The 24,279-nt window shown below is 45.6% G+C and carries 23 protein-coding genes and 2 pseudogenes; all 25 read left to right on the top strand.

The annotated features are described in order from the left end of the window. Positions 1-2,526 (top strand): preprotein translocase subunit SecA, encoded by a 2,526-nt coding sequence (gene secA / locus STRDD13_RS04900; RefSeq protein ID WP_067102613.1) that lies wholly within the window; start codon positions 1-3, stop codon positions 2,524-2,526. 47 nt (positions 2,527-2,573) lie between these two features. Then, entirely contained in the window at positions 2,574-2,936 is a 363-nt protein-coding gene (gene acpS, locus STRDD13_RS04895; protein ID WP_067103198.1) for a holo-ACP synthase, read from the top strand. Then, a complete protein-coding gene (gene alr / locus STRDD13_RS04890; RefSeq protein WP_067102611.1) occupies positions 2,926-4,047 on the top strand; it encodes an alanine racemase in 1,122 nt (373 codons plus the stop codon). The genes acpS and alr overlap by 11 nt, the downstream gene beginning before the upstream one ends. 164 nt (positions 4,048-4,211) lie before the next feature. Beyond that, positions 4,212-5,000 carry a GTP-sensing pleiotropic transcriptional regulator CodY gene (codY, locus tag STRDD13_RS04885; protein ID WP_067102608.1) on the top strand — a complete coding sequence of 263 codons (789 nt, stop codon included), beginning with the start codon at positions 4,212-4,214 and terminating at the stop codon, positions 4,998-5,000. 1 nt (position 5,001) lies between these two features. Continuing rightward, the gene (locus STRDD13_RS04880; protein ID WP_067102606.1) at positions 5,002-5,553 is read left to right on the top strand and encodes a cysteine hydrolase family protein; all 552 of its coding nucleotides are present in this window, start codon (positions 5,002-5,004) and stop codon (positions 5,551-5,553) included. A 204-nt stretch (positions 5,554-5,757) separates the two neighbouring features. After that, positions 5,758-6,060 (top strand): Asp-tRNA(Asn)/Glu-tRNA(Gln) amidotransferase subunit GatC, encoded by a 303-nt coding sequence (gatC, locus tag STRDD13_RS04875; protein ID WP_067103196.1) that lies wholly within the window; start codon positions 5,758-5,760, stop codon positions 6,058-6,060. Beyond that, complete coding sequence (gatA, locus tag STRDD13_RS04870) at positions 6,060-7,526, top strand: Asp-tRNA(Asn)/Glu-tRNA(Gln) amidotransferase subunit GatA (RefSeq protein ID WP_067102602.1); 1,467 nt, start codon at positions 6,060-6,062, stop codon at positions 7,524-7,526. Before gatC ends, gatA begins: the two co-directional genes overlap by 1 nt. Further along, positions 7,526-8,968 carry an Asp-tRNA(Asn)/Glu-tRNA(Gln) amidotransferase subunit GatB gene (gene gatB / locus STRDD13_RS04865; RefSeq protein WP_067102599.1) on the top strand — a complete coding sequence of 481 codons (1,443 nt, stop codon included), beginning with the start codon at positions 7,526-7,528 and terminating at the stop codon, positions 8,966-8,968. The genes gatA and gatB overlap by 1 nt, the downstream gene beginning before the upstream one ends. A 144-nt stretch (positions 8,969-9,112) precedes the next feature. Next, positions 9,113-9,448 (top strand): annotated as a pseudogene (locus STRDD13_RS04860) (hypothetical protein). Then, positions 9,445-10,404 (top strand): DMT family transporter, encoded by a 960-nt coding sequence (locus STRDD13_RS04855; RefSeq protein ID WP_067102595.1) that lies wholly within the window; start codon positions 9,445-9,447, stop codon positions 10,402-10,404. The pseudogene STRDD13_RS04860 and the gene STRDD13_RS04855 overlap by 4 nt, the downstream one beginning before the upstream one ends. A gap of 76 nt (positions 10,405-10,480) precedes the next feature. Then, on the top strand, positions 10,481-11,008 hold the full coding sequence (locus tag STRDD13_RS04850; RefSeq protein WP_156471247.1) for a YqeG family HAD IIIA-type phosphatase: 528 nt from the start codon (positions 10,481-10,483) through the stop codon (positions 11,006-11,008). Then, complete coding sequence (yqeH, locus tag STRDD13_RS04845; RefSeq protein ID WP_067102589.1) at positions 11,009-12,115, top strand: ribosome biogenesis GTPase YqeH; 1,107 nt, start codon at positions 11,009-11,011, stop codon at positions 12,113-12,115. It abuts the gene before it with no gap. A 114-nt stretch (positions 12,116-12,229) separates the two neighbouring features. Then, positions 12,230-12,541: a ribosome assembly RNA-binding protein YhbY gene (yhbY, locus tag STRDD13_RS04840; protein ID WP_067103194.1), complete on the top strand. Its 312-nt coding sequence runs from the start codon at positions 12,230-12,232 to the stop codon at positions 12,539-12,541. A 21-nt stretch (positions 12,542-12,562) separates the two neighbouring features. Further along, complete coding sequence (locus tag STRDD13_RS04835; RefSeq protein ID WP_067102585.1) at positions 12,563-13,195, top strand: nicotinate-nucleotide adenylyltransferase; 633 nt, start codon at positions 12,563-12,565, stop codon at positions 13,193-13,195. Beyond that, on the top strand, positions 13,192-13,785 hold the full coding sequence (gene yqeK / locus STRDD13_RS04830) for a bis(5'-nucleosyl)-tetraphosphatase (symmetrical) YqeK (protein WP_067102584.1): 594 nt from the start codon (positions 13,192-13,194) through the stop codon (positions 13,783-13,785). Before STRDD13_RS04835 ends, yqeK begins: the two co-directional genes overlap by 4 nt. Continuing rightward, on the top strand, positions 13,786-14,139 hold the full coding sequence (rsfS, locus tag STRDD13_RS04825) for a ribosome silencing factor (protein ID WP_067102581.1): 354 nt from the start codon (positions 13,786-13,788) through the stop codon (positions 14,137-14,139). Positions 14,140-14,262: 123 nt separating this feature from the next. Further along, positions 14,263-15,000 (top strand): class I SAM-dependent DNA methyltransferase, encoded by a 738-nt coding sequence (locus STRDD13_RS04820; protein ID WP_067103192.1) that lies wholly within the window; start codon positions 14,263-14,265, stop codon positions 14,998-15,000. 9 nt (positions 15,001-15,009) lie between these two features. Then, positions 15,010-16,095, top strand: a complete 1,086-nt coding sequence (locus STRDD13_RS04815) for a nucleotidyltransferase (protein WP_067102578.1) — start codon at positions 15,010-15,012, stop codon at positions 16,093-16,095. Positions 16,096-16,201: 106 nt separating this feature from the next. Beyond that, positions 16,202-17,170 (top strand): LacI family DNA-binding transcriptional regulator, encoded by a 969-nt coding sequence (locus STRDD13_RS04810; protein ID WP_067102576.1) that lies wholly within the window; start codon positions 16,202-16,204, stop codon positions 17,168-17,170. A 153-nt stretch (positions 17,171-17,323) separates the two neighbouring features. Then, positions 17,324-18,622, top strand: coding sequence for an ABC transporter substrate-binding protein (locus tag STRDD13_RS04805; protein ID WP_067102573.1), 1,299 nt, complete (start codon positions 17,324-17,326; stop codon positions 18,620-18,622). Positions 18,623-18,695: 73 nt separating this feature from the next. Further along, on the top strand, positions 18,696-19,577 hold the full coding sequence (locus STRDD13_RS04800; RefSeq protein WP_067102570.1) for a carbohydrate ABC transporter permease: 882 nt from the start codon (positions 18,696-18,698) through the stop codon (positions 19,575-19,577). Beyond that, positions 19,570-20,412 (top strand): carbohydrate ABC transporter permease, encoded by an 843-nt coding sequence (locus tag STRDD13_RS04795; RefSeq protein WP_067102568.1) that lies wholly within the window; start codon positions 19,570-19,572, stop codon positions 20,410-20,412. Before STRDD13_RS04800 ends, STRDD13_RS04795 begins: the two co-directional genes overlap by 8 nt. A gap of 1 nt (position 20,413) precedes the next feature. Continuing rightward, complete coding sequence (locus tag STRDD13_RS04790) at positions 20,414-21,781, top strand: glycoside hydrolase family 32 protein (protein ID WP_067102565.1); 1,368 nt, start codon at positions 20,414-20,416, stop codon at positions 21,779-21,781. Positions 21,782-22,271: 490 nt separating this feature from the next. After that, positions 22,272-22,682, top strand: coding sequence for a peptide deformylase (locus STRDD13_RS04785; RefSeq protein WP_067102562.1), 411 nt, complete (start codon positions 22,272-22,274; stop codon positions 22,680-22,682). Positions 22,683-23,047: 365 nt separating this feature from the next. After that, positions 23,048-24,279 (top strand): annotated as a pseudogene (locus tag STRDD13_RS04780) (AAA family ATPase); the annotation flags it as partial.

Genomic DNA, 24,279 nt, shown 5'->3' with positions numbered 1-24,279 from the left:
ATGGCAAATAATATTCTTCGCTCCCTTGTGGAAAACGAAAAGGGAGAAATTAGACGATTAGAAAAAATGGCAAACCGCGTGATCGCCTATGCCGATGAAATGGAAGCTTTGACAGATGACGAGTTGAAAGCGAAGACGGAGGAGTTCAAGCGTCGCCACCAAGAAGGGGAGTCCTTGGACGACCTTCTATATGAGGCGTATGCGGTCGTTCGGGAGGCTTCACGTCGCGTGCTTGGATTATATCCATACCCTGTTCAGATCATGGGAGGAATCGTCTTGCACAACGGCGATATCCCTGAGATGCGAACTGGGGAAGGAAAGACCCTTACAGCTACGATGCCGGTTTATCTCAATGCCTTGTCTGGTCAAGGGGTACACGTGGTGACAGTCAATGAATACTTGACCACACGGGATGCGACAGAAATGGGAGAGTTATACTCTTGGTTAGGCTTGTCTGTCGGGATCAACCTCTCTGCCAAGTCTTCTCTCGAAAAGCGAGAAGCTTATAACTGTGATATTACCTACTCTACCAACTCAGAAATCGGCTTTGACTATTTACGGGATAATATGGTGGTACGGGCAGAGGACATGGTACAGCGTCCCTTGAATTATGCCCTAGTGGATGAGGTGGACTCTGTCCTTGTCGATGAGGCCCGGACCCCTTTGATCGTTTCGGGTCCAACAAGCTCTGAAACCAATCAGCTCTATTTCATGGCGGACCGATTTGTCAAATCGTTATCAGAAGAAGACTACATCATCGATGTACCGTCTAAGACCATTGGCTTGTCTGATTCTGGGATTGATAAGGCAGAAGAGTTCTTCCACTTGAAAAATCTCTATGATGTGGAAAATGTCGCCTTGACCCACTTTGTAGATAATGCTCTTCGTGCCAATTACATCATGATTTACGACATTGATTACTTGGTTGATGAAAATGGAGAGGTTCTCATCATCGATGCCTTTACGGGTCGGACCATGCCAGGTCGCCGATACTCAGATGGACTTCACCAGGCTATTGAAGCAAAAGAGGGGGTTGAGGTACAAAATGAATCCAAAACGAGTGCTTCTATCACCTATCAAAACCTCTTTAGGATGTACAAAAAACTGGCAGGAATGACCGGTACTTGTAAGACGGAAGAAGAAGAATTTCGTGAAATTTACAACATGCGCGTAGTGACCATTCCAACCAATCGTCCGATTGCTCGGATTGACCATGCTGACTTGTTGTATCCAAGCTTAGCTTATAAGTTCAATGCTGTGGTGCGCGATGTTCAAAAACGCTACAAAAAAGGGCAGCCTGTCTTGGTTGGGACCGTAGCGGTGGAGACTTCTGATTATTTATCCAAGCGATTGGTGGAAGCTGGTGTTCCTCATGAAGTGCTCAATGCGAAGAACCACTACCGGGAAGCGCAAATCATTATGAACGCTGGCCAAAAAGGGGCGGTTACCATCGCGACGAATATGGCTGGACGTGGGACCGATATCAAATTGGGCCCTGGTGTACGGGAGCTTGGTGGTTTGTGTGTGATTGGGACGGAACGTCATGAAAGCCGTCGGATTGACAATCAGCTTCGTGGACGGTCCGGTCGTCAGGGAGACCCAGGGGAATCCCAATTTTACCTCTCTCTGGAAGATGACTTGATGAAGCGTTTTGGTTCCGAGCGGATCAAGGCCGTCATGGAACGCTTGAATCTGACAGAAGAAGAGTCGGTGATTCGTTCTCGCATGTTGACCAACCAGGTAGAAAGTGCCCAAAAACGAGTAGAAGGAAACAACTACGACTCACGGAAGCAAGTCCTTCAATATGATGATGTCATGCGCGAGCAACGAGAAATTATCTATGCGCAACGCCGTGATGTCATTACAGCCGATCGGGACCTGGCTCCTGAGATTCAGGGGATGATGCAACGGACAATCGAACGGCAAGTCGATGATCATCAAAGTGAACCTCGCGAAGAGGCTTTGGAAGCTATTTTGAAATTTGCCAAGTACAATCTCCTTCCAGAGGATTCCATTTCCATAAAAGATTTGGAAGGAAAGACCGATGCTGAGATCAAAGATGTTCTGTACCAGCGCTCGCTGAAGGTCTATGATTCTCAAGTTGAAAAACTTCGAGATGAAGAACGGGTCCGGGAATTCCAGAAAGTGCTTATCCTGCGCGTGGTGGATAGCAAGTGGACAGATCATATTGACGTTCTGGATCAGTTGCGCCAGGCAGTGAGTCTACGGGGATATGCCCAAAACAATCCAGTGGTAGAATACCAACAAGAAGCCTTTAATATGTTTAATGACATGATTGGTTCTATCGAGTTTGATGTGACTCGCTTGATGATGAAAGCTCAAATTCATGATCATATTGAACGGGAACGCTCCGCTGATGAGTCGCATACAACCGCTGCGAAAAATATCATTCCAGGGAATGACCCTGCTGTGGAAGAAAATCTTGACTTTAGCAACGTCAAACGAAATGACCTTTGTCCATGTGGATCAGGGAAAAAATTCAAAAACTGTCACGGCAGAAAATAAAGATGGAAAGAGAGGCCTGGGAGACCGGGCCTTTTTGTGAGAAAAGGATGATTCGAGGACATGGGATCGACTTGCAGGAATTGCAAGCAATCGAACAGGTCGTTAGCAGGCGACCTCAGTTTGCAAAACGAGTGCTCACTCCAAATGAATTGGAGCGCTATCAAGCTCTAAAAGGAAAGCGAAAGCTAGAATATCTAGCAGGTCGCTGGTCTGCCAAGGAGGCCTTTTTCAAAGCTCTTGGAACTGGCCTTGGAAAGTATGGTTTTCAAGATGTAGAAATTTTGACAGATGAGCGCGGGGCACCGCTTGTCCGCCAAGAGTTGGTTTCGGGTAGATTTTGGATTAGTATTAGTCACTCTGCGGCTTACGTGGAGGCAAGTGTCATATGGGAGGAAGCTCATGATCAGTAGCATTCATCGGCCCAGTCAGGTATCCGTTGACTTGGAGGCCATTGCAAGAAATTGCAAGCAAGTACAAGAGAACATTAAGAAAGACGCAAAAACCATGGCAATCGTCAAAGCCAATGCTTATGGGCATGGGGCTGTTGCTGTCGCTAGCTACTTATCGGATCAGGTGGATTGGTTCGGAGTATCCAATGTGGACGAGGCCCTGGAATTGCGTCAGGCGGGGATAGACCAGGATATTCTTGTTTTGGGAGTTTCTGCTATCGAGACGATCCCGCTTGCTGTAAAGGAAAAGATTAGTGTAACGGTAGCGAGTTTGGAATGGCTGAACCTCGCGTTGAGTCGGAATTTAGATTTGACAGATTTGGCTGTTCATCTAAAGATTGATAGCGGCATGGGGCGGATTGGCTTTCGAGAGGAGGCGGACGTGCACGAAGCCATTGCAATCTTGGCAGAGCAGGGGGCACATTTCCAAGGGATTTTTACTCACTTTGCGACGGCCGATGAGGCGGATACGGTTAAATTTCAGGCTCAACTGGCTTTCTTTCAGAATGTTTTGGATCAGTTAGAAGCCGTGCCCCCTTGTGTCCATGCGAGTAATTCTGCGACGAGTATCTGGCATCCGGATACGGTTTTCAACATGGTTCGTCTAGGAGATGTGCTCTATGGTCTCAACCCAAGTGGTCGAAATTTGGAGATGCCCTATCCAATCTGGCCGGCCTTACAGCTTGAGTCAGAGTTGGTCCATATTAAACAGGTAGAAGAAGGACAAGATGTAGGATACGGGGCGACCTATCAGACTCAAGACGGTGAATGGATTGGGACGGTGCCGATTGGGTATGCAGATGGTTTTCGACGCTCCATGCAAGGGTTCAAGGTCTTAGTAGAGGGCGTGTGGTGTCCAGTTGTAGGACGGGTCTCGATGGACCAGATCACACTTCATCTACCCCAGAGATATCCGATTGGAACCAAGGTAACTCTGATAGGAAGTAGCGGAGATCTGTCTCTTTCAGTGCAGGACTGGGCAGATTATTTAGGAACCATTAATTACGAAGTAGTTTGTGGCCTGTCGGACCGCCTTCCTCGGCGCTATCATCCTGTCCAAGGGGAAGGCTAAAAAGCTTCTAACTACATGAAATCATCAGTTAACAAGAAGGAAGAATCTTTTAAAAATTCAAATTTGAACTTGAGAGACAAACAATAAAAAATTTTCTGACAATTCCTTGTCACTCATCTTTTCTTTTGGTATAATAGACCTAATTAGACGAGGAAGAAGGAACTATGAGAAGTTTATTAGAAAAAACGCGAGAAATTACTTCTATTTTGAAACGCTCAGAAGAGAGCCTTGGAGAGGATCTTCCCTATGCAGCGATTGCAGATCATTTAGCAGAGATTATTGATTGCAATGCCTGCATCATCAACAGCATGGGTGAAGTACTGGGCTATTCGATCAAGTACAAGATCAACAATGATCGTGTGGAAGAATTCTTTACCAATAAGCAATTTCCAAATGACTACATCAAATCGGCGGCCATGATTTACGATACACAAGCAAATCTGCCAGCAGACAGTGATTTGACAGCTATTCCGATCGAATACCGCTCGACTTATCCAGAGAGTATGACTACGGTAGCACCGATCCATGTGACAGGGATTCGCTTTGGGACCCTTATTATTTGGCGCAACCAAGGGCAATTTACGGAAGAAGATTTGATCTTAGTCGAGATTGCGTCGACAGTAGTCGGTATTCAATTGCTCAATTTCCAACGAGAACTTGACGAGAAAAATATCCGGGATCGAGCAGCGGTGACGATGGCAGTCAATACCTTGTCCTATTCTGAAATGAAGGCTGTATCCGCCATTTTAGATGAACTAAACGGAAATGAAGGACAATTGACGGCTTCTGTGATTGCAGATCGCATTGGGATCACACGATCTGTCATTGTCAATGCATTACGGAAGCTCGAGTCAGCAGGCATTATCGAGAGTCGTTCCTTGGGGATGAAAGGAACGTATCTGAAAGTATTGATCCCAGCGATTTTTGCTGAAATTAAGAAAAGAGATTATTAACATGACCAAGGCACTGATTTCGATTGATTACACTTATGATTTTGTGGCTGATGATGGAAAGTTGACAGCGGGTCGGCCAGCACAGGTGATTGCAGACCGGATTGCGGCAGTGACCCGAGAAGCCTATGAGGCAGGAGATTATATCTTCTTTGCAATTGATCGTCATGATGAGGGAGATAACTTCCATCCAGAGAGTAAGCTGTTTCCTCCTCACAATATCGCAGGTACCAGCGGTCGGGACCTTTATGGGCCCCTGGCTGAGTTTTATCAGGAGCACCAGAACGACGATCGGGTCTTTTGGATGGACAAGCGCCATTATTCCGCCTTTTCGGGGACTGATTTAGACATTCGTCTGAGAGAGCGCAAGGTCACAAAGATTGTTTTGACAGGTGTCTTGTCGGATATTTGTGTCCTTCATACCGCTATTGATGCCTATAATCTAGGCTATGAGATTGAGGTGGTTGCTTCAGCAATTGCTTCGTTGACAGATGAAGCTCATCAGTTTGCTTTGGCTCATTTTAAACATGTCTTAGGCGCAAGCATTCGTGATTAGAATCGTTGGATGACGGGTCATTTCGAATCAAAAAGTCAGCCTAATTCAGATTCTCCTCCCCTTGTTGGTGGAGGTTTTTCTTTTTCTTGTGACAAAACCAGCGAGGGCTTTGTTTTTGTGATATAATTTAAAGGATTATGTAAATGATGTTTGAAGAAAGGAGCCGTCCTGCAAGGGTATTTTGCAGGCGGAGGCGGTAATCTTATGAAACTAAGTCAGGAAGAAGTTCGCCATGTGGCGAAACTGTCCAAACTGACGTTTTCTGAATCGGAAACGGAAGCCTTTGCGACGACCTTATCCAAAATCGTGGAGATGGTGGAAATGCTAGAAGAGGTAGACACGCAAGGAGTAGCGGTGACGACTACCATGGCAGATCGCAAGACAGTGATACGCGAAGATGTGGCGGAAAATGGGACAGACCGGGATCTCTTGTTTAAAAATGTTCCTGAAAAAGAAAACTACTTTATCAAAGTTCCAGCTATTTTGGATGACGGAGGTGATGCCTAATGTCTTTTAAAGAAAAAACGATTGAAGAATTGCATGACCTCCTGGTCAAAAAAGATATCTCTGCCACAGAACTGACCCAGGCAACGCTTGCAGACATCCAATCGCGTGAGGCAAGCCTCAATGCCTTTGTAACGATTGCGGAGGACCAAGCTCTGGCTCAAGCCAAATCCTTGGATGAAAAAGGAATTGATGCAGAAAATCTGATGGCTGGGATTCCTTTGGCTGTCAAGGACAATATCTCCACCAAAGGGATTTTAACCACCGCAGCCTCTAAAATGCTCTACAATTATGAGCCAATCTTTGACGCGACCGCTGTGGTCAATGCGAAAGCAAAGGACATGATTGTCATTGGAAAGACCAACATGGACGAGTTTGCCATGGGAGGATCCGGGGAGACTTCTTACTTTGGGGCGACGAAGAATGCTTGGGACCAAACCAAGGTGCCAGGAGGCTCTTCGTCTGGATCTGCAGCTTCTGTCGCTTCAGGTCAAGTTCGTTTGTCCCTAGGATCGGATACGGGTGGATCGATTCGTCAACCCGCAGCTTTTAATGGAATTGTTGGGCTTAAGCCGACCTATGGAGCTGTTTCTCGTTTCGGACTCATTGCCTTTGGTAGCTCACTGGATCAGATCGGTCCGTTTGCACCGACCGTTAAGGAAAATGCCCAGCTCCTCAATGTCATTGCGGGAGCGGATGCAAAAGATGCAACATCTGCTCCTGTTCAGGTAGCGGACTACACCGCTAAGATTGGCCAAGAGATCAAAGGTATGAAGATTGCCCTTCCCAAAGAATACTTGGGCGAAGGGATTGATCCACAAATCAAGGAAAATATTTTGGAAGCGGCCAAGCAGTTTGAGAAACTGGGTGCTAGAGTTGAGGAGGTCAGTCTCCCTCATTCAAAATATGGTGTAGCGGTCTACTATATCATCGCTTCGTCGGAAGCTTCTTCTAACTTGCAGCGTTTTGATGGGATCCGCTATGGCTTCCGGGCTGAAGATGCTAAAACCTTGGAAGAAATTTATGTGAAGACACGTAGCCAAGGGTTTGGGGATGAAGTCAAACGTCGGATTATGTTGGGAACCTTCTCTTTGTCTTCTGGCTACTATGATGCCTATTTCAAAAAAGCAGGACAAGTCCGTAGCTTGATTATTGAGGATTTCAATAAGGTCTTTGCGGATTATGATGTGATCCTTGGCCCGACAGCTCCAAGCGTTGCATTTGATTTGGATTCGCTGAACCATGACCCTGTTGCCATGTACTTGGCAGATTTGTTGACCATTCCGGTCAACTTGGCTGGTCTTCCAGGGATTTCGATTCCATCCGGTTTTGTTCAAGGGTTGCCAGTTGGTTTACAGTTGATTGGTCCAAAATACAGTGAGGCGACTCTTTACCAAGCAGCGGCTGCTTTTGAAGCGACGACGGATTACCACAAGCAACAACCACTTATCTTTGGAGGTGACGCCTAATGAACTTTGAAACCATTATCGGACTGGAAGTCCACGTGGAACTCAACACCCATTCGAAGATTTTCTCCCCTTCTTCAGCCCATTTTGGGCAGGATCCAAATGCGAATACCAATATCATCGATTGGTCTTTTCCTGGAGTCCTTCCTGTCCTGAACAAGGGAGTTGTGGATGCGGGGATCAAAGCGGCTTTAGCGCTAAACATGGATATTCACCAGCAGATGCACTTTGACCGGAAGAACTATTTCTACCCTGATAATCCAAAGGCCTACCAAATTTCGCAGTTTGATGAACCCATTGGTTACAACGGTTGGATTGAAGTCCAGTTGGAAGACGGCTCTACAAAGAAAATCGGAATTGAACGGGCTCACTTGGAAGAAGACGCGGGGAAAAATACCCATGGGACCGATGGCTACTCTTATGTGGACCTCAACCGTCAAGGGGTCCCTTTGATCGAGATTGTTTCTGAAGCCGATATGCGTTCGCCAGAAGAAGCCTACGCTTATCTGACAGCTTTGAAAGAAGTGATCCAGTACACCGGTATTTCTGATGTGAAGATGGAAGAAGGGTCTATGCGGGTGGATGCCAATATCTCCCTTCGCCCATACGGTCAAGAGGAATTTGGTACCAAGACGGAGTTGAAAAACTTGAACTCTTTCTCAAATGTCCGTAAAGGTCTAGAGTATGAAGTAGAGCGTCAAGCGAAAATCTTACGTTCAGGAGGGATCATTCAGCAAGAAACCCGCCGGTACGATGAAGCCAATAAGAGTACCATCCTGATGCGGGTCAAAGAAGGAGCAGCGGATTACCGTTACTTCCCAGAACCAGACCTTCCCTTGTTTGACATCTCAGATGAGTGGATCGAGGAAATGCGGGTAGAGTTGCCAGAGTTTCCAAAAGACCGTCGGGCTCGTTATGTGGCAGAGCTTGGCTTGTCGGATTATGATGCCAACCAATTGACCGCGACGAAAGGGACTTCCGACTTCTTTGAAGCAGCTGTAGCCCTTGGTGGCGATGCCAAGCAAATCTCGAACTGGCTCCAAGGGGAAGTGGCGCAATTCTTGAATGCAGAAGGCAAGACGCTGGAAGAAATCCAATTGACACCAGAAAACTTGGTAGAAATGATTGCTATCATCGAAGATGGAACCATTTCTTCTAAGATTGCTAAGAAAGTCTTTGTTCACTTGGCGAAAAACGGTGGCGGTGCACGTGAATATGTCGAAAAAGCTGGATTGGTACAGATTTCAGATCCTGAAGTCTTGATTCCCATCATCCACCAAGTCTTTGCAGACAATGAAGGAGCGGTAGCTGACTTCAAATCCGGCAAACGAAATGCCGATAAGGCCTTTACAGGCTTCCTTATGAAAGCAACCAAAGGCCAAGCCAACCCACAAGTAGCTCTCAAGTTACTTGCTCAAGAATTGGCGAAGTTGAAAGAAGAGTAATAGAGAAAAAACCAGCCGAGAGGTTGGTTTTTACGATGGATTAAATTGTGTTAGAATAAGAGAGACGATTCTCGATCCACCGACATTAGGAGGGCTTACAGGAATAAATTTTTAAGGATCCTATTTATCCTAGTCATCATCGCCATGACGGGGGCTGTGATGTTTCAGCTCTTCTTTCCGACCTATATGGGCAGTCATTACGGATAGGGCGTTTCTGTCGGTTGGTAGCGGGAGATTGGGATTTGGAATGTGGCGGTCCTTGTCATCCTAATAGCTGTCAATCTCAAATACGATTGGTTTTATCTTCGGACGGTTCTATTAGCCTTGATGATTGGTGGTCTTGGGATTGGGACCAATCATCTCATTCGTTATATTCACTATCATCTGCCTGTTAATGGAATCGGTGCGCTTGAAAATTATCTCCTTATCCTTGGTTGGATAGTCGGTTGGAGATTAGAGGTTTCTAGGAGGAAAAAATGAGTATACAAGTAAAAGGAACAATTTTGACACTGGTCGCGGGCATTGCCTGGGGTATTTCGGGGGTGTCTGGACAATATTTAATGGCTGCAGGTGTGCCGATTTTATGGTTAACGTCTATCCGCCTCTTCGTTTCGGGGATTTGCTTGCTCGGCATCGCTTTTTGCGTCTCGCGGCAGCAACTTAAAATCCTGTTTCGGGATAAAAAGGCCTTGGGCCAGCTTCTCTTTTTTGCCCTTTTTGGGTTGCTCTTGAATCAATTTAGCTATTTACAAGCGATTCATCATACCAATGCGGGAACAGCAACGGTCTTACAGTATGTGTGTCCGGTGATCGTGCTGGTCTATGCTTGTTTGAGACAAAGACGGTGGCCCTCGAAGGGAGAAGTCACCTCGATTTTTCTGGCGATTGCTGGAACCGTTCTTATCGCCACGCACGGGAATCTTACTTCCCTAGCGGTTACCCCGATCGGCCTATTCTGGGGGCTCTTTTCTGCCCTCACCTACACGTTGTACATTGTTTTACCGGTAGGGTTGATCAAAAAGTATGGAAGTCTTCCAACGATTGGAGTCGGGATGTTAATGGGAGGGATCCTTTTGGGACTATTGGATCGTTCCTGGACATATCATCCCAGCTTAACGACGGATAACCTGATAGCCTTATTTGGGATTGTGATGATTGGGACTGTCTTTGCCTATACCTTCTTCCTTCAAGGGGTCAGCATCGTAGGGGAAGTCAAGGGCAGTCTTCTTGCAGCCATTGAGCCGGTCTCTTCTGTCTTTTTTGGCATCTTGCTTTTGGGAGAGGTCTTCTATCCAGTTGACTTTCTCGGTATGTTATCGATTTTGCTAGCGGTCCTCTTGATTTCTTTGAAGGACTTGTTCAACCAGCGGAAGCTATCGCAAAAAAAGCTGCCATCACACGAAGGAGGACAGGAATCTAGAAATAGGAAAGGATAGCCGGATCAATGGCCCTGATTCGTCTTTCCAAGGGAATTGTGTTAAAATAAAGAGATAAACGATACTGGAGAAGAATGTGACCATCGAAAATTATTTGCCAGATTTTGTCTTAGAAAAAGCCTATGACGTGACAGTAGAAAGCTTGAAACAGCAGCAGATCAAGGCTGTTTTTGTGGATTTGGATAACACCCTTATTGCCTGGAATAATCCCGATGGGACTCCTGAGATGAGGCAGTGGTTAGCAGAACTGCAAGACGCTGGGATTCGAGTTGTCGTCGTGTCCAACAATAGTCCAAAACGTGTCCAGCGAGCAGTGGAGCGATTTGGCATTCCATTTGAAGCGCATGCGCTAAAGCCCTTTACATTTGGGTTGAAACGAGCCATGAAGCGATTTGGCATTCAACCCCAAGAAGTGGTGATGATTGGTGACCAGCTGATGACCGATATCCGAGCAGCGAAACGGGCCGGCATTCGCTCTATTCTCGTTAAACCATTGGTGGAGACGGATTCGGTTAAGACGAAGTTCAATCGCTGGCGGGAACGACGCGTGATGAAGCGCTTAGCTGCAAGCTACGGTCCTTTAAAGTATAAGAGGAAATTATAAGTGGAAGAATTACGATGTATCGGATGTGGAGCTAAGATTCAAACGACAGACCCAGCCCAGATGGGCTACACTCCACAATCCGCTTTAGAAAAAGGGATGGAATCCGGACAATTGTATTGTCAGCGTTGTTTTCGTCTGCGTCACTACAATGACATCGCGGATATTCAGCTGACAGATGATGATTTTTTAAAACTCCTGCACAGCGTCGGGGGAAGTGATGCCTTAGTGGTCAATGTGGTCGATATTTTTGACTTTAATGGCTCCATTATCCCAGGCTTATCCCGCTTTGTATCTGGGAACGACATCCTCTTAGTTGGGAATAAAAAAGATATTCTGCCGAAGTCTGTCAAGACTGGAAAAGTGAGGCAATGGCTGACGGAAAGAGCCTATGAGGTCGGACTTCGCCCTCTTGATGTGGTCTTGACTTCTGCCCAAAACAAGGAGGCAATCCGGGATTTGATCCAAAAGATCGAGGACTACCGGAAAGGACGCGATGTCTATATTGTTGGAGTCACCAATGTCGGGAAATCCACCTTGATCAATGCCATTATCGAAGAGCTAACTGGGGACAAGGAGATCATCACGACCTCTCGTTTCCCTGGAACGACACTAGACAAGATCGAAATCCCATTGGAAGATGGGAGTTTCATGTTTGATACTCCGGGAATTATCCACCGGCATCAAATGGCTCATTATCTATCGGCCAAGGACTTGAAACTCATCAGTCCTAAAAAGGAGATTAAGCCGAAGACCTATCAATTAAACCCTCAACAAACCCTATTTTTAGGAGGACTGGGTCGCTTTGACTTCCTATCCGGAGAAAAGCAAGGCTTTACAGCTTACTTTGAGAATAATTTACTACTTCATCGGACCAAATTGGAAGGGGCAGAGGCCTTTTACCAAAAGCATCTTGGCCAACTGTTGGTTCCACCAGGTCCGAAAGATCGGACCAATTTTCCAAAACTAGTCAGACATGAGTTTACGATTAGGGAAAAAACAGATATCGTTTTTTCAGGACTTGGTTGGATTCGGGTTAATGAAAAGGCCAAGGTAGCGGCTTGGGCTCCGGAAGGAGTAGCCGTCTTAACTCGAAAAGCAATCATCTAGGATGATATAGAGCGGATATACATTTAAATGAAAGGAAAGGATGCTGATTCGAACCTCCTTCACTCCTCTATGCGGGATGAAGGAGGAGGTCGTAGAGAGTATTCTAGATTTATTATGAGCTTATCTTCAAAACAAAGGGCCTACCTGAGTGGCCTAGCCCAATCTATGAGACCGATCATTCAGATTGGAAAACAAGGACTAAATGATCCGATTAAAACATCGGTGAGACAGGCCTTAGATGCCCGGGAATTAATCAAAATTTCCCTTCTACAAAATACCGATGAAACGGTTCATGAAGTGGCAGCGACTTTAGAAGAGGAAATCGGTGCAGAGACTGTTCGAAAGATTGGTCGTGTCATCATCCTCTACAAACCATCAAGCAAAAAGGAAAATCGAAAGCTTTCTGCTAAAGTAAAGCTAATCTAATTCTAAAGGAAGGAAGAATACATGGCATTAGAACTCTTAACGCCCTTTACAAAAGTTGAGTTAGAACCAGAAACAAAGGACAAAAAACGAAAACAGGTTGGGATCTTAGGTGGGAATTTCAACCCCGTACACCATGCCCATTTGGTTGTCGCTGATCAGGTTCGTCAACAGCTGAATTTGGACAAAGTTCTCCTGATGCCAGAGTACCTTCCGCCACATGTGGATACCAAAGAAACAATCGATGAGCTTCATCGCTTGAATATGCTGAAAATGGCAATTGCGGGGATCGAAGGACTAGAAATCGAGACCTTGGAGCTGGAGCGACGGGGGATATCCTATAGTTATGATAGCATCAAGATTTTGAAGGAGAGACACCCTGATACGGATTATTATTTCATCATTGGAGCAGATATGGTGAGCTATCTCCCTACTTGGTACCGAATCGATGAGCTGGTAGAGATGGTTCAGTTTGTCGGGATTCAACGTCCACGTTATCGGGCTGGGACTTCCTACCCCATCATTTGGGTAGATGTTCCCCTGATGGATATTTCGTCTAGCATGATTCGTGATTTTATCAAGCAAGGGCGGACACCGAATTTTCTATTGCCTCATGAAGTATTGGACTACATCGAAGAGGAGGGACTCTATCGATGACTTACCAAAACTATCTCAACTGTGATCGGGATCAACTATTGGAGAAAATGGCTGAATTGCTACCAGAAAAGCGATTAAACCACTGTTTGGGTGTGGAAAAGGCAGCCATTGAGCTGGCAGAGCGGTTCGGTGTAGATAAGGAAAAGGCTGGGCTAGCTGGACTTCTACATGACTATGCTAAAAAATTATCGGATCAAGAGTTTCTAGATTTGATTGATCGCTATGAGCTGGATCCGGATCTTAAAAATTGGGGCAATAATATCTGGCATGGTGTAGTTGGAATTTACAAGATCCAGGAAGATTTGGACTTGCAAGACGCGGAAATTTTACGAGCGATCGAAGTGCATACAGTGGGGGCTAGCCGGATGACGGACTTAGAAAAGGTCATCTATGTAGCAGACTATATCGAGCACAACCGGGCCTTTCCTGGCGTAGAGCTGGCGCGTGAACTGGCTCAAACATCTCTCAATCAAGCTGTGGCCTACGAAACGGCTCGAACGGTAGAACATCTAGCTCACCAAGGCTTGCCGATTTATCCACAGACCATCGAGACTTATAATGCCTATGTGCAGTATCTGAAAGAGGACTAAATGAAAGAACAAGAATTATTAGAGTTGGTCGTGAAAGCGGCTGATGAAAAACGGGCGGAAGATATTGTTGCCCTTGACGTACAAGGTTTGACAAGTGTAACGGATTATTTTGTCATCGCAAGCTCGATGAATACACGTCAATTGGATGCCATAGCAGAAAACATCCGTGAAAAGGTCGCTCAAGCTGGTCTGAAAGGCAGTCATGCTGAAGGAGATGCAGCTGGAGGCTGGGTTTTGCTGGACTTGGGTGGGGTTGTCGTCCATATCTTTTCAGAAGAAATGCGTACCCACTATAACCTTGAAAAACTCTGGCATGAGGCAGAGTCAGTGGATATTACAGCTTCTCTGGCTTAAAAAGCTTGTCAGCTTGCTGACAGGTTTTTTTGGATAGCCTGGAAGGATAGAAAAGGCAGAGAATCCAGAGTGAAGGGAATGTTCCAGTCATCAACCCAAACGATGGTGGAAAAAGGAATTGAAATGAAGAAAAATTATGAGACATTTGCATCCGTCTACGATGCCATTATGGATGATTCCCTCTATGAGAAATGGACGGATTTCAGCTTGCGGCATTTTCCAAAGGACAAGAAAAAGCTACTAGAACTAGCTTGTGGGACGGGGATTCAGTCGATTTACTTTAAACAGGCGGGATTTGACGTGACTGGCTTAGACCTCAGTCAGGAAATGCTGGATGTGGCTGAAAAAAGAGCGCAAACTGCTGGTCTGACGATCCCCTTTATACAGGGAAATATGCTAGATTTATCTCAGGCAGGTTGCTATGACTTGGTGACCTGCTACTCGGACTCCATCTGTTACATGCAAGATGAGGTCGAGGTGGGCGATGTCTTTCAAGAGGTTTACGCTCATCTCCATGATGGTGGTATTTTTATCTTTGATGTGCATTCGACCTACCAGATAGATGAGGTCTTCCCCGGCTATTCCTACCATGAAAATGCGGAAGACTTTGCCATGGTTTGGGATAGCTATGCGGATGAGCCACCTCATTCTGTGGTGCATGAACTGACCTTCTTTGTGCAGGACGAGGACGGACGTTTCACACGTTATGATGAGATTCATGAGGAGCGGACCTATGAACTGTTGACCTATGATATTCTCCTAGAGCAGGCAGGCTTTACGGATGTTAAGGTATATGCTGACTTTGAAGATAGGGCACCGACAGAGACAAGCAAACGCTGGTTTTTTGTAGCACAAAAGTAGGAGAACATCATGACCATCACAGGGATTGTCGCGGAGTTTAATCCTTTTCATAATGGACACAAATATCTGCTAGATCAGGCTGAAGGGCTAAAGATTGTAGCCATGTCTGGGAATTTTATGCAACGTGGAGAACCTGCTATTGTAGACAAGTGGACACGGGCTCAAATGGCTTTGGAAAACGGGGCAGATCTAGTCGTTGAGCTCCCTTTTCTCGTCTCGGTTCAGTCGGCAGACTATTTTGCTCAAGGAGCTGTGGACATCTTGGATCGGTTGGGGATTGACACGTTGACTTTTGGGACAGAGGAAGTACTGGATTACGGACGATTCTCCCAAGTTTATGAAGAAAAAGCGGAGCAGATGAGGACTTATCTAGCGGCTTTACCAGATAACCTCACTTATCCCCAAAAAACGCAAAAAATGTGGGAAAAATTTGCTGGTATCCACTTTACAGGAGATACGCCTAATCACATCCTAGGCTTAGCATACGCCAAGGCCTGCGCGGGAAAGGGCATCCGGTTGCAGCCCATCCAGCGACAGGGAGCAGGATTTCACTCGACAGAAAAAGTCGCGATTGCCTCAGCAACCGCCATCCGTCAGCATCTGTCAGACCGCAACTTTGTGGGTCGGGTCGTGCCGGATGCAGACAAGTTCTTGTCGGCTCCCCAGGTGAGTTGGGAAAATTATTTCCCCTTCCTCCGCTACCAGATCCTGACTCACCCAGACTTGACTCAACTCTTCCAAGTAAATGAAGAAGTGGCGAGTCGGATCCGATCAGCTATTTCTGACTGTCCTACCGTAGAGGAGCTCATAGAGGCGGTTGCGACCAAGCGTTATACCAAGGCACGGGTACGGCGGATCTTGGCCTATATTTTGGTGTCTGCGACTGATTTGGCCCTCCCTGAGGCTGTTCATGTCTTGGGGTTTTCTAGGAAAGGGCAGGAGCATCTTAAAACTCGGAAAAAAACAGTTCCGCTCATCACCCGCATCGGAAAAGAACCTTGGGATCGACTGACCCAGCAAGCAGATCGGATCTACCAGCTGGGAAATCCCGATATTAAGGAACAAAGTATCGGGCGCGTGCCCGTCAGAAGATAAATGTGAACCAAATGGAGACGGGTCTACTCGGTCTCTTTTTTGTAAGCAGAAAGGCTTGACTTGCTGAAGATTTTTGGGTATAAAGGGAGAGGAAAGGTGGTGAAAAATGAAAGCTACAATGAAAGAGGTCGCAGAATTGGCGGGGGTCGGCCTTGGAACAGTATCACGCGTGGTGAATGGAGTCAAAGTCAAAGAGTCCACCTATCGGAAAGTACAAGATGCGATAGAAGCTCTACACTATCAGCCAGATGAGTATGCGCGTGGTTTAAAGACGAATAAGAGTCATATTATTGCCCTCATTATACCAACCATATGGCATCCATTTTTCTCAGAATTCGCCTATCATGTTGAAAAAGAACTGAGTAGCAGGCACTACAAACTCTTTATTTGCAATGCAGAAGAAAATGGAGAGAAGGAATTTGAATACCTGCAGATGCTTGAAAAAAATAAGGTAGATGGCATTATTGGGATTACCTACTCAGATATTGACCAGTATGTCTCCTCTAATCTTCCCTTTGTCAGCATCGACCGACACTTCTCAGAAAAGATACCTTATGTAACAGCGGACAACTATAGGGGCGGACAGCTAGCGGCAGAGACTCTTCTAGAAAAGGGAGCGAAACATTTTGCCTATATAGGTGGGCTGAACCGTTTTGAAAACGAGACCATCTATCGGAAGATGGGCTTTTATAATCGTCTGGAAGAGGAAGGGTATAGTGTGAAGAAGCTAGATATGTTAGAACCAATTGAAGATTTAGAGTGTAAAATCCGGAATTTCTTATTGGAAAATCCAGAAATTGATGGGATTTTTACTGTCAATGACTTTATGGGACTCACTGTAATGGAAGTCGCCCAATCCCTGGGGAAAGTACCGCCACATGATTATCAAATTATTGGCTTTGATGGATTGAAGATGGCGATTGACAAAGGTTATATCCTCTCCACCATTGTCCAGCCACTGGAGCAGATGGCCCAAGCGGCGGTTGCTTTGCTCATGGATGTCATGGAGCAAAGAGATGAGAAAACAAGAATCGTTTTGCCAGTTTCCTTTGCAGAAGGAGGAACGACAAAATAATTTTTGAAAAACGCTTGACAAAGAAAATGAAATCGGATACAATAAAATCAACAAAACTGAAACGTTTCCAAAATCAAAAAGAATCCAAAGGCAACTTGCCTTTCTCTTTTCGGAAATAATTGAAACGTTTCCAAAATATGGAGGTTCATATCGATGAAACTAGTGAAGAAACTTGGAGTCACTGCGTTGCTCTTGTCTAGTGTCCTATTGACAGCCTGTGGAAACGGTGGAAATAGCGCTTCTAGCGACAGTGATCCTAATACCGTCACACTTTGGGTACAGTATTCTGAAGAATCAGCAGAAGGACAAGTGATGTCACAGTCCATCAAGGATTTCAATGAAAAAAATGGCAAAGGGTATACTGCTAAAGTCGAGTATATTCCCCGGAGTGGATCTGGAGGAGGATATGAAGACAAGGTCAATGCAGCTCTAACGACCAATACCCTTCCAGACGTCTTGACGCTGGATGGTCCAAATACCGCAGCCTATGCCAAATCAGGTATCCTAGCTCCTATTGACGATTATGTCACCAACAAGGATGACCTCCTCCAAAGTATCATTGATGAAGGAACCTACGATGGAAAACTTTACTCTCTGGGATACTCGGAATCCGGTGTGGGGATTTTCTATAATAAGAAAATGTTGAAAGAAGCAGGAGTGGACCTGTCCACACTGCCTACTGTTGAAAAACCATGGACCTATGATCAATACAATCAACTGTTCAAAACCTTGACAGATTATTACAAGAAACCAGCTATTGATGTGGGATTTGATGACCACTCTGAGTGGCTGATGTACGCCTTCACTCCATTTGTCTGGTCATCCGGCGGGGATGTAGTCAATGCAGACGGAACAAAATCATCTGGAACCTTTGACAATGCAGGTTCTGTCGAAGCCTTTACCTTTATCCAAGGCTTGATCAAAAACGAATACTCTACGATCACCCCTGAGAAAAATGGCTTCCAAACAGGTGTTTATCCACTAAAAATGACAGGCTCTTGGACCATGCAGGAATTGGATAGCCAATACAAGGATATCGAATATGGAGTGCTGCCTTTGCCGATGTCTCCAAAGACCAAAAAGTTGGTTTCTCCTACAGGAAGTTGGGCATATGGGATGAGTGCGACGACCAAGAAAAAAGAAGCAGCAGGGGCTCTGATTGACTTCTTAGGTTCTGATCAGGAAGTCTATGATATGAGCGTCGGAAACTCAGTCTTGCCGTCACGAAAATCAACCTCAGAACGCTTGTCATCAGAAGTTTCTGAGCAAATGAAAGTTCTCTTAGAGCAAAATGCAGCTAGTGGGCATGCTCGACCAGTCTTGGTCAAGTACCCACAAATCAGCCGGATTGTCCAAAATACGGTAACAGAAGCAACCTATGTTGATCAAAATTCAGATATCCAAGCTTTATTGAAGCAAAAAGCGCAGGAAATTGATCCATTGTTACCATAAAAAATAGGGGTTGTCTATGCAGACTGTCTGAGAATAGACAGCCCTTATTGTATAGGAGAAGGAGTATTGTTACATGAAAGCTAAAACAAAAGAATCGGTCATGGGGTATTTATTTCTCTCCCCTTCCATGATCATTTTAGGACTCTTCCTATTCTTACCGACCCTCTTGTCTATTTATTATGCCTTTACAAATTATTATTTGCTGACACCTGATGCGACACAGTTTATAAGCTTTGATAATTTTATCAAATTGTTCAGTGATCCTTTGTTTCTGCAAAGTCTAAAAAATATTGGGCAGTTTGTCATCTTTATCATCCCGATCCAACTGGGTCTAGCTCTTGGCTTGGCTCTTTTGGTCAACAACAAACGCAAATCGACTATTTTCTTTAAAGTGGCCTTTTTTGCACCGGTTGTGATGTCACTGGTTGTGGTATCTGTATTATGGTTGGTCCTGCTCAATCCATCCAGTGGGTTGATCAATGCGGTACTTGGAAGCCTGGGGATTGATCCGCAACCCTTCTTGACCAGCCCAGATCAAGCCATGTATGTAATTATTGCGGTGTCTGCCTGGCAAGGGGCTGGGTATCAAATGTTAATTTTCTTAGCTGGTTTACAAAATATTCCCGGTTCATTATATGAAGCAGCTAGCATTGACGGAGCCAGCAAATGGAAACAATTTACCCAGATTACCTTACCGATGCTCAAACCGACATCTGTATTGATTTTGACAACGACCTTGATTGATGCCTTTAAACTGGTGATCCAACCAATGGTCATGACGCAAGGTGGTCCACTGAACTCGACTCTGACACCTGTTTACTACATTTACCGAACGGGTTTCACGGACCGGATGGTAGGCTATGCGAGCTCGATCACAGTGGTCTTTGGAGTCATTATCATTATTTTCACCCTTTTGCAACGTAAATTAACAGGAGATGAGGGATATTATGAATAAAAAAGTTAGTCGTTCTTTATATTTTCTATTAACCTTGCTCTTGGCCCTTCTCTTCATATTCCCCTTAGTTTGGATGGTGGCTTCATCCATGAAGAGTGAACAGTCCGTTTTTCAAGAGTTGGGGACCTGGAAATCCTTTTTACCATCCTTTAATCCAGCCGAATGGTTTAAACCCTATCAGGAGATTTCCAGTCGCTTTAATCTTTTTCAATACATCGGAAACAGTATTTTTTATGCGACTTGTGTAACAGTAGGATCTATCCTAGTCAACTCTCTAGCAGGCTACGCTTTTGCTAAGTTTGACTTCAAGGGGAAGAAAATTCTCTTTGCGCTCATGTTAGCCTTGTTGGTCATTCCAGCAGAAACCATTATGATTACCAAGTTCTCGATTGTCCAACGACTTGGCTTGCTGAACACCCGACTCGCGGTTGTTGTACCAGCTTTATCTGCTCCGCTCTTTATCTATATGTTCCGTCAATTCTTTAAGGCAGTGAACAATGAAATCTTGGAAGCGGCTCGGATTGAAGGGGCCTCGCATTTTCGGATCTTTTGGACGATTATGTTGCCCCTGTCTAAACCAGCCATCGCGACGGTTGGAACTCTTTCCTTTATTGGGAGCTGGAATGATTATATCTGGCCTCTGATGGTCTTGACCAATACGAGCGATTTTCCGCTACAAGTTGCCATTACCAATATCAACAACACGCAACCAACCTATACCAATCAGATTATGGCCATGTTGACGATTTCAACGATTCCGCTGATTATCATTTATGTCTTCTTCCAAAAATATCTAGTGCAAGGTTTGGGAAGTACAGGAACAGGGGTGAAGTAAGATGGCAGAACGATTCACGATTGATAGGGCGAATGCTTTCATTGCTGACCAGAAGGGTTCAGTAGATGAGCAGTTTAAGCCTACCAAACATTTTACAGCAGAGATTGGCTGGATCAATGACCCCAATGGCTTTGTCTTCTTCCGTGGGGAATATCATCTCTTTTACCAATTTTATCCCTATGGGAGCTTTTGGGGCCCCATGCACTGGGGGCATGCCAAGTCGGCAGATCTGGTTCATTGGGAGCACTTGCCGGTAGCTTTGGCACCGGATATGCCCTATGACAAGGATGGTTGCTTTTCAGGATCTGCCATCGTCAAAGACGACGTTCTCTGGCTCATGTATACAGGGAATATTCTAGACTCCGATGGTTCCGTCCGCCAGGTGCAAAATATGGCCTACTCTAAAGACGGGATCCACTTCAGTAAGATTGCGGAAAATCCTGTCGCAACAGGAGATTGTCTACCTGATGAGCTGGTAATCGCAGACTTCCGAGATCCTAAGTTGTTTAAAAAGGATGATCGCTACTATGCAGTCGTAGCGGCCAAGCACAAAGAGGATGTCGGCACCATCGTTCTGCTGGGTTCAGATGATTTGACCCATTGGGACTTTGAATCGATTTTCCTCAAGGGAAGACCGGAGCAAGGCATCATGTGGGAATGCCCGGATTATTTCTTTCTGGATGGGAAGGATGTACTTATCCTGTCGCCCATGCGGTTTGAGCGGACCAAGTACGACTACCGCAACCTCAATTCTTCTGTTATCATGGTAGGACATGTGGACTGGGAAGAAAAACGATTTGTGCCCGAATCAGTACGGGAAATTGACCACGGTCATGACTACTATGCTCCTCAGACCATGTTGGATGATGACGGGCAACGGATTGCCATTGCCTGGGTGCATACATGGGGACGCAATTTCCCACCGCATGAGCTGGGACATGGCTGGGCGGGCAGCATGACTCTTCCCCGTCGTCTTAGCCTGCAAGGAGAGCACTTCCTTCAGCAGATTTTACCAGCTAGTCTAACAGCTTTGCCAGAAGTCACGCTAGGGCAGACAGTAGAGGCCGGCTATATCAACCTAGTAGTAGAGGGTGAGCTGACCCTCCAATTGGGGACAACTGACGACTATATTCGCTTTGGTTATGACCAAAAAGAGGGAGTCGTCTACATCGACCGCAGTCATCTGCTCCATCAAGCAAAAGGAGAAGAAACTTGGGATATGAGTCGTCGTGCAGTCCTTATCCAAGCTAAAAAGTTGCTGGTCATCTTTGACCGCAACACGGTAGAAATTTTTGTTAACGATGGGGAAGAAACTCTGACTTCTGCATTTTATATCGATGGCCCACACACCTTACGCAAGATTCTCTAGCCTTCTCCCTCCTTGTCCAGCAGGACAGGGAGTTTTTTGGTATAATGAAGGGATGAAACGAAGCTTTTGGGACTTATACTAAAAGATGCTGGAGCTGTTAGTGGCGATAGATTAAGGCAAAAACAAGGCCATCCAGTATCTGGGTCGGTGGAGCTTACTGCAGAATGAAAAATAGGTCCGTCTTATTGCACTTGCTTGATCTAGGGCTGAGACGGCAGATGTCTTTCACTGCTATATTTTTGACCAGCCCCAGTTTGTGGCCAATCAGTATGCTAGGACGCTCTTTCACCTCGTGGGAGTAGCTGGCTTGACGGATTACGAGAGCCTGCACCAGCGATTCTCTGTTTTGACCAGCCCTTTACAGCCCAGGGTGCTCAGGAGTTTTACGGGCTGATGGATGACTTTGCGAAGCTTTTTGGGGGCTGGAGAACTGCTTTGTAGACCGCTATTTCGCTAAGAATTGATTGGATTTTGAGAAAGGAAAGAAACTATGATACGACCCATTATGAAGGAGATTTTCTTTTTGCAGCAGGTGTCAGAAGAGGCGACAAGGGCGGATTTGCCCATTGGTCAAGATCTACAGGATACCCTGACTGCCCACCGTGACCACTGTCTGGGTATGGCGGCAAATATGATTGGCCTAAAAAAACGCATCATCATCATTAGTCTAGGCTTGACCAGTCTCGTCATGTACAATCCTGTCCTCCTGGAGAAAAAAGGTCCCTACCAAGCAGAAGAAGGCTGCTTGTCCCTGACAGGTAGTAGACCGACAACCCGCTACCAGACGGTCACTATACGCTTTCGGGACCAACACTGGCAAGAGCAGACCCTGACCTTGACAGACCTACCTGCCCAAGTCGTTCAGCATGAACTGGATCATTTGGAAGGAATTGTGATTTAGCTTCAGTCTTTGATGGAGATAAATAAGGCTTAAAAGAACTGTTGAATAGAAGACTTCTTTGTATGGTTGAAAAGAGTCTTTTTTTCTTTACAAATTTTTTAAAAAAAATCAAAAAAACTATTGACCTTTACTGACCAATAGCCTATAATAGAACTATAGGATATGAATATCCTATATATCTTCTAAGAAATAGGAGGTTATGACATGGATTATTTTTTTAAGACAAAGGTCAGAGAAGGTCAAATAGCGAAAGAACAACCAGAACCGGTATATCGCATTTGCTAATTTTTTTAAGACAAAGGTCAGTTTTGGTCAAATGGCTAAAACAAATGAAAACAGAAAAAAGGAAATATGAGGTAGAACGAATGAACAACAATTACAATAACTTTCACAATATGGACGATCTTTTCAATCAATTGATGGGCGATATGGGAGGCTACTCTAGCGAACGCCGACGCTACCGAATCAATGGCCGGGAAGTCACACCGGAGGAGTTTGCTTATTATCGTCAGACAGGTCAACTGCCACAAAGCGAAGGAGCAGAGCCTGCCGTACAAGCACAAGGCAAGATCAAGCAAGACGGTATCCTAGCCAAATTAGGGACGAATTTGACAGACCAGGCGAGGGAAGGCAAGCTCGATCCTGTTATCGGCCGCAACAAGGAGATTCAAGAAACGGCTGAAATCCTGTCCCGCAGAACCAAGAACAATCCTGTCCTGGTCGGCGATGCGGGGGTCGGTAAAACCGCAGTGGTAGAAGGCTTGGCCCAAGCCATCGTCAATGGCGATGTACCAGCGGCCATTAAAAACAAGGAGATTATCTCCATTGACATCTCAGGGCTAGAAGCAGGGACCCAATACCGTGGAGCTTTTGAAGAAAACATCCAAAATCTCTTGGATGAAGTCAAAAAAGCTGGGAATGTCATCCTCTTCTTTGATGAAATCCACCAAATCCTGGGTGCTGGTTCAACGGGGGATGGTCAAGGTTCCAAGGGCTTAGCTGATATCTTGAAACCTGCCTTGTCACGAGGAGAGCTTTCGGTCATTGGGGCAACCACCCAGGACGAATACCGCAATACCATCTTGAAAAATGCCGCTCTAGCTCGCCGCTTTAATGAAGTGACGGTCAACGCACCTTCGGCTGAGGATACGTATAAGATTCTAAAGGGCATCAAGCCTCTCTATGAAGCCCACCACAATATCCTCTTACCGGATGAGGTACTCAAGGCAGCCGTGGACTATTCTGTGCAATACATCCCGCAACGAAGTTTGCCCGATAAGGCGATTGACTTGATTGATGTAACGGCTGCACACTTAGCAGCCAAACATCCCGTGACGGATATCAAGAGCTTGGAAGAAGAGATCCAAGCTGCCAAACAAAACAAGAAGCCGCAGCAGAACGGGAAGACTATGAAACAGCCTTGAATGAAAAAACACGGATTGAAAAATTGGAGCAACAAATCGCCAATCATACCGAAGAGCAACAGGCTGTCGCGACCGTAGATGATATCGCTCAAGCTGTTGAGCGGATGACAGGGATCCCTGTTTCCCAGATGGGGGCTTCTGACATCGAACGCTTAAAAGGTCTCAAAGATCGT

This window comes from Streptococcus sp. DD13, from assembly GCF_001578875.1.
GTDB lineage: Bacteria > Bacillota > Bacilli > Lactobacillales > Streptococcaceae > Streptococcus.
This window is presented reverse-complemented; position numbering and strand designations above follow the sequence as displayed.

Coding starts and splice junctions, on each gene's coding strand:
- acpS (WP_067103198.1), top strand. CDS start 2,574: ATGATTCGAGGACATGGGATCGACTTGCAGGAATTGCAAGCAATCGAA.
- codY (WP_067102608.1), top strand. CDS start 4,212: ATGAGAAGTTTATTAGAAAAAACGCGAGAAATTACTTCTATTTTGAAA.
- STRDD13_RS04880 (WP_067102606.1), top strand. CDS start 5,002: ATGACCAAGGCACTGATTTCGATTGATTACACTTATGATTTTGTGGCT.
- yhbY (WP_067103194.1), top strand. CDS start 12,230: ATGAGCTTATCTTCAAAACAAAGGGCCTACCTGAGTGGCCTAGCCCAA.
- STRDD13_RS04855 (WP_067102595.1), top strand. CDS start 9,445: ATGAGTATACAAGTAAAAGGAACAATTTTGACACTGGTCGCGGGCATT.
- gatA (WP_067102602.1), top strand. CDS start 6,060: ATGTCTTTTAAAGAAAAAACGATTGAAGAATTGCATGACCTCCTGGTC.
- STRDD13_RS04805 (WP_067102573.1), top strand. CDS start 17,324: ATGAAACTAGTGAAGAAACTTGGAGTCACTGCGTTGCTCTTGTCTAGT.
- STRDD13_RS04800 (WP_067102570.1), top strand. CDS start 18,696: ATGAAAGCTAAAACAAAAGAATCGGTCATGGGGTATTTATTTCTCTCC.
- gatB (WP_067102599.1), top strand. CDS start 7,526: ATGAACTTTGAAACCATTATCGGACTGGAAGTCCACGTGGAACTCAAC.
- STRDD13_RS04785 (WP_067102562.1), top strand. CDS start 22,272: ATGATACGACCCATTATGAAGGAGATTTTCTTTTTGCAGCAGGTGTCA.
- STRDD13_RS04790 (WP_067102565.1), top strand. CDS start 20,414: ATGGCAGAACGATTCACGATTGATAGGGCGAATGCTTTCATTGCTGAC.
- STRDD13_RS04820 (WP_067103192.1), top strand. CDS start 14,263: ATGAAGAAAAATTATGAGACATTTGCATCCGTCTACGATGCCATTATG.
- gatC (WP_067103196.1), top strand. CDS start 5,758: ATGAAACTAAGTCAGGAAGAAGTTCGCCATGTGGCGAAACTGTCCAAA.
- alr (WP_067102611.1), top strand. CDS start 2,926: ATGATCAGTAGCATTCATCGGCCCAGTCAGGTATCCGTTGACTTGGAG.
- yqeK (WP_067102584.1), top strand. CDS start 13,192: ATGACTTACCAAAACTATCTCAACTGTGATCGGGATCAACTATTGGAG.
- STRDD13_RS04810 (WP_067102576.1), top strand. CDS start 16,202: ATGAAAGCTACAATGAAAGAGGTCGCAGAATTGGCGGGGGTCGGCCTT.
- STRDD13_RS04835 (WP_067102585.1), top strand. CDS start 12,563: ATGGCATTAGAACTCTTAACGCCCTTTACAAAAGTTGAGTTAGAACCA.
- secA (WP_067102613.1), top strand. CDS start 1: ATGGCAAATAATATTCTTCGCTCCCTTGTGGAAAACGAAAAGGGAGAA.
- STRDD13_RS04795 (WP_067102568.1), top strand. CDS start 19,570: ATGAATAAAAAAGTTAGTCGTTCTTTATATTTTCTATTAACCTTGCTC.
- STRDD13_RS04815 (WP_067102578.1), top strand. CDS start 15,010: ATGACCATCACAGGGATTGTCGCGGAGTTTAATCCTTTTCATAATGGA.
- rsfS (WP_067102581.1), top strand. CDS start 13,786: ATGAAAGAACAAGAATTATTAGAGTTGGTCGTGAAAGCGGCTGATGAA.